Annotated in this window: 4 protein-coding genes; 2 read left to right on the top strand and 2 right to left on the bottom strand. The window is 75.4% G+C overall.

The annotated features are described in order from the left end of the window. Window positions 1-89 precede the first annotated feature (89 nt). Complete coding sequence (locus tag ACFV2S_RS07240) at window positions 90-1,463, bottom strand: FAD-dependent oxidoreductase (RefSeq protein WP_385555053.1); 1,374 nt, start codon at window positions 1,461-1,463, stop codon at window positions 90-92. Between the two features lie 9 nt (window positions 1,464-1,472). Then, window positions 1,473-2,462 carry a DUF4349 domain-containing protein gene (locus ACFV2S_RS07235; RefSeq protein WP_385555283.1) on the bottom strand — a complete coding sequence of 330 codons (990 nt, stop codon included), beginning with the start codon at window positions 2,460-2,462 and terminating at the stop codon, window positions 1,473-1,475. A 177-nt stretch (window positions 2,463-2,639) separates the two neighbouring features. Here ACFV2S_RS07235 and hemG point away from each other — a divergent pair, with 177 nt between their 5' ends. Beyond that, window positions 2,640-4,127, top strand: coding sequence for a protoporphyrinogen oxidase (gene hemG, locus ACFV2S_RS07230; protein WP_385555051.1), 1,488 nt, complete (start codon window positions 2,640-2,642; stop codon window positions 4,125-4,127). Window positions 4,128-4,144: 17 nt separating this feature from the next. Continuing rightward, window positions 4,145-4,858 carry a hydrogen peroxide-dependent heme synthase gene (hemQ, locus tag ACFV2S_RS07225; protein ID WP_385555049.1) on the top strand — a complete coding sequence of 238 codons (714 nt, stop codon included), beginning with the start codon at window positions 4,145-4,147 and terminating at the stop codon, window positions 4,856-4,858. The last annotated feature ends 95 nt before the right edge of the window (window positions 4,859-4,953 follow it).

Raw genomic sequence — 4,953 nt, 5'->3', positions numbered from 1 at the left:
GGGCCTCGGGGCCGCGACGGGGACGCTCGGCCCCCCACCCCCGCCCCCCCGCCGCCGCCACCGCCCCACCGGGCGGAGGCGTCGCCGTCTCAGCCCGCCGCGCGGACCGCCGCCACCGCCTTGCGCGCCGCGACCAGCACCGGGTCCCACACCGGCGAGAACGGCGGCGCGTAGCCCAGGTCCAGCGCCGTCATCCCCTCCACCGTCATCCCCGCCGTGAGCGCCACCGCCGCGATGTCCACCCGCTTCGCCGCGCCCTCCCGGCCCACGATCTGCACCCCGAGCAGCCGGCCCGTGCGCCGTTCGGCCAGCATCTTCACCGTCATCGGCGCCGCCCCGGGGTAGTAGCCCGCGCGGCTCGTCGACTCGACCGTCACCGTCACGTACCGCAGTCCCACCTCCCGCGCGTCCCGCTCCCGCAGCCCCGTGCGCGCGATCTCCAGGTCGCACACCTTCGACACCGCCGTGCCCACCACGCCCGGGAAGGTCGCGTACCCGCCGCCGGCGTTCGAGCCGATGACCTGCCCGTGCTTGTTCGCGTGCGTGCCCAGCGGCACGTGCCGCTCCCGGCCCGAGACCAGGTCCAGGACCTCCACGCAGTCACCGCCCGCCCAGATGTTCCCGTGGCCCCGCACCCGCATCGCCAGGTCGGTGAGCAGCCCGCCGTACGCCCCGAGCGGCAGCCCCGCCGCCCGGGCGAGCGAGGTCTCCGGGACCACGCCCGTGCCCAGCACCACCACGTCCGCCGGGTACTCGCCCGCGTCCGTCACCACCGCCCGCACCCCGCCGTCGGGGCCCGTCAGGACCTTCGTCACCGGTGACGAGGTGACCGTCCTGATCCCCAGACCGTCCATCGCCCGGTGCACCAGCCGCCCCATGTCCGGATCGAGCGTGGCCATCGGCTGCTCGCCCCGGGTCAGGACCGTCACCTCGTGGCCCCGGTTCAGCAGGGCCTCCGCCATCTCCACCCCGATGTACCCGGCGCCGACGACGACCGCCCGCCGCCCCGGAGTCCGGGACAGCGAGTCGAGCAGCGCCTGCCCGTCGTCGAGGGTCTGCACCCCGTGCACCCCGGGCGCGTCGATCCCCGGGACCGGCGGGCGCAGCGGCCGGGCCCCGGTCGCGATCACCAGCTTGTCGAAGCCCGTCCACGTCTCCGTACCGGCCTCCAGGTCCCGGGCGCGCACCCGCTGCCCGGGGACGTCGATCTCCGTCACCTCGGTCCGCGTCCGCAGGCCGATGTCACGGGCCCGGTGCTCCTCCGGGGAGCGGGCGATCAGTTCCCCGCGCGTGGCCACGTCCCCGCCGACCCAGTACGGGATGCCGCAGGCCGAGTACGAGGAGAAGTGCCCGCGCTCGAAGGCGACGATCTCCAGCTCCCCGGGGCCCTTGAGCCTGCGCGCCTGCGACGCGGCGGACATGCCAGCCGCGTCGCCACCGATGACCACCAGTCGTTCGCTCATGGGAGGACGCTACTTCTCGGGGGCCTCCCGGGGCTGCGGGGGCTTCGTCGCCCCGGGAACCGCAGGAGCCCCGGGCGCCCCGGGAGCCCCGGGCGCCACGGCCGCTCCGGCGGCGTTCCGCGGGGCGGCGTCCGGCAGGACCGCCCGGGCCCGGGCCTGGGCGCGGGCCGCGAGGCGCGGGCGGACGAGGCGGCGCCACAGGACGAAGCCGGCCAGGGCCACCACGAGCCACGGGGCCAGCGCGGTCAGCACGATCCCGATCCAGGCCGCCGCACCCACCAGCGCGTTCCAGCCGCCGCCGAGGGCGTCCCCGAAGCCGGGGCGGCCCTCCTCGTGCTCCTGGGGGCCCGGCTTCTCCGGCTCGGAGAGGCGGAGGGTGATCGTCGCCAGCGTCGTGCGGTCCTTCAGCGAGGCCTGCTGGGCGAGCAGCGCCTCCAGGTCGGCCTGGCGGCGGCTCAGCTCGCCCTCCAGGGTCACCACGTCGGACAGCCTCTCCGCCCGGTCCATCAGCGCCCGCACCCGCGCCACGCTGGCCCGCTGGGTGGCGATCCGGCTGTCCACGTCCACGACCTGGCCGGTGACGTCCTTGGCGTCCGCCCTGCGGCCGAGGAGCTTCCCCGCGCCCGAGAGCTCGGCGAGCACGGAGTCGTACCTCTCCTGCGGCACCCGCAGCACGATCTGCGAGGTGAGCGACGTGTCGTCGACCCGCTCCGTGGACTCGTTCTCCACGTGCCCGCCCGCGTCCACCGCCGTGCGGCGGGCCGCCGCCAGCGCCTTCGCCGCGTCGTTCACCTCCACGGACAGCTCGGCGGTACGGATGACGTGCTTCTGCTCCGGCACCTTCGCCGCGGGCTTCGCGGCGCCACCCGAGCCGCTGTCGGCGGCCGGCCCTTCCCGGCCCGCGTCGGCGGGCTTCGCCGCCGACATGTCCCGTTTGCCGTCCGAGGCCGTTTCCGTGGACCCGGCCCCGCAGCCGGTCAGGACCAGAGCGGCCGTCATCAGGACGGCGGCAGCCGTTCTCGTTCTCGCCGTGCGCACGAGTTCCCCCCAGGGTGGTGGTGAGTGATGCCCCTTGGACGTACGGGCCCACGCGACGGGTTGCCCTCCGGCGGTAGCGATGCGGTCACGGTCCGGCCTCGGAACGGGAGCGGGCCGGGCATTTGAGAGAGTGGTGCCATGAACGCGGACATCACGGGACACCACGCCGGGCCTCATGCCGTCGTCGCCGGAGGCGGGATCGCCGGACTCGCGGCCGCCCACCGGCTGGCCCTCGCCGGCCACCGGGTGACCCTCCTCGAAGCGGACTCCCGGCTCGGCGGCAAGCTGCTCGCCGGGGAGATCGCGGGCGCCCCCGTCGACCTCGGTGCCGAGTCGCTGCTCGCCCGCCGCCCCGAGGCCGTCGCCCTCGCCCGCACCGTCGGTCTCGGCGACCGGCTCCAGGCCCCCGCGACGACCACCGCGTCCGTCTGGTCCCGCGGCGAGCTCGTCCCCATGCCCAAGGGGCACGTCATGGGCGTCCCCGGCGACCCCGCCGCCGTCGAGGGGCTGCTGTCCGAGGAGGGCGTGCGCCGCATCGGCGGCGACCTGGAGCTGCCGCCCACCGAGATCGGCGAGGACATCGCCATCGGGGCGTACGTCGCCGCGCGCATGGGCCACGAGGTCGTCGACCGGCTCGTCGAACCCCTCCTCGGCGGGGTGTACGCCGGTGACGCCCACCGCATCTCGATGAAGGCCGCCGTCCCCGCCCTCTTCGAGGCCGCCCGCGTCCACCCCACGCTCACCGCGGCCGTCCACGCCGTCCAGCGGGCCGGCGCCGCCACTCCCGCCGACGCGGCGGGCGCCGCCACCGGCCTCGGCGGCTCCGCCTTCCTCGGCATCGAGGGCGGCATCGGCACCCTCCCGGGCGCGGTCGCCGACGCGATCCGTGCCGCCGGCGGCGCGATCCACACCGGAACGCCCGTGCACGCGCTCGTCCGCACCGGCGCCACCGGCTGGCAGGTCGTCACCCCGCACCGGACCTTCGACGCCGACGCCGTCGTCCTCGCCACCCCCGCAGGCGTCGCCGCCGGTCTCCTCGGCGGCCACGCCCCGGCCGCCGCCGCCGGGCTCGACGAGATCGACTACGCCTCCATGGCGCTGATCACCCTCGCCTTCCGACGCTCCGACGTGCCCGCCCTGGCCGGGTCCGGGTTCCTGGTGCCGCCCGTCGACGGCCACACCATCAAGGCCTCCACCTTCTCCGGACAGAAGTGGCGGTGGGTCTCCGACGCCGCCCCCGACCTGTTCGTCCTGCGCACCTCCGTCGGCCGCCACGGCGAGGAGGAGCAGGTCCACCGCGAGGACTCCGACCTCGTCGCCGCCTCCCTCAAGGACCTCGGCGCCGCCACCGGCCTCACCGCGCGCCCGGTCGCGAGCACGGTCACCCGCTGGGCCGGCGGCCTGCCCCAGTACCCGGTCGGCCACCTCTCCCGGGTCGCCCGCGTCCGCGCGGCCGTCGCCGCCCTCCCCGGACTGCGCCTCGCGGGCGCCGCCTACGACGGCGTCGGCATCCCCGCCTGCGTCGCCTCGGCCCACCGCGCCGCCGACGAGATCATCGGGGAGTTCGCCGACGAGATCATCGCCACGTCGAAAAGGACCGACCCCGGTGCGGGGCACTCCCGGTGACGGGCGAGAATAGGCGTATGAGTGCGCCCGAAAAGATCCCGAACGCCGGTAAGAAGGCGAAGGACCTCAACGAGGTCATCCGCTACACCCTGTGGTCCGTCTTCAAGCTGCGCGACGTTCTCCCCGAGGACCGCGTCGGCTACGCCGACGAGGTCCAGGAGCTGTTCGACCAGCTCGCGGCCAAGGACATCACGATCCGCGGCACGTACGACCTGTCCGGTCTGCGCGCCGACGCCGACGTCATGATCTGGTGGCACGCCGAGACGAGCGACGAGCTCCAGGAGGCGTACAACCTCTTCCGCCGTACGAAGCTGGGCCGCGCCCTGGAGCCGGTCTGGTCGAACATGGCGCTGCACCGCCCCGCCGAGTTCAACAAGTCGCACATCCCGGCCTTCCTGGCCGACGAGAACCCGCGCGACTACGTCTCGGTGTACCCCTTCGTGCGCTCCTACGACTGGTACCTGCTGCCGGACGAGGACCGCCGCCGCATGCTCGCCGACCACGGCAAGATGGCCCGCGGCTACCCCGACGTCCGCGCCAACACGGTCGCCTCCTTCTCGCTCGGCGACTACGAGTGGCTCCTCGCCTTCGAGGCCGACGAGCTGCACCGCATCGTCGACCTCATGCGCCACCTGCGCGCCTCCGAGGCGCGGATGCACGTCCGCGAGGAGGTCCCGTTCTACACCGGCCGGCGCAGGAGCGTCGCCGACCTGGTGGCGGGCCTGGCCTGACGGCCAGGGGATGAACCTGGTGGCGCGCCCGGCTTCCGGCCGGGGCGGCGCGCCGGGGGGCGGAAGTTGAGTAGGGGGGGGGGGGCCTGGGCCGC

The organism is Streptomyces sp. NPDC059695, from assembly GCF_042733785.1.
Classification (GTDB): domain Bacteria; phylum Actinomycetota; class Actinomycetes; order Streptomycetales; family Streptomycetaceae; genus Streptomyces.
The sequence above is the reverse complement of the archived record's forward strand: the minus strand, read 5'-3'. Positions and strand labels throughout refer to the sequence as shown.

Bases quoted from the DNA above. Each gene is read 5' to 3' on its own strand.
- ACFV2S_RS07240 (WP_385555053.1), bottom strand. From the start codon at position 1,463: ATGAGCGAACGACTGGTGGTCATCGGTGGCGACGCGGCTGGCATGTCC.
- ACFV2S_RS07235 (WP_385555283.1), bottom strand. From the start codon at position 2,462: ATGACGGCCGCTCTGGTCCTGACCGGCTGCGGGGCCGGGTCCACGGAA.
- hemG (WP_385555051.1), top strand. From the start codon at position 2,640: ATGAACGCGGACATCACGGGACACCACGCCGGGCCTCATGCCGTCGTC.
- hemQ (WP_385555049.1), top strand. From the start codon at position 4,145: ATGAGTGCGCCCGAAAAGATCCCGAACGCCGGTAAGAAGGCGAAGGAC.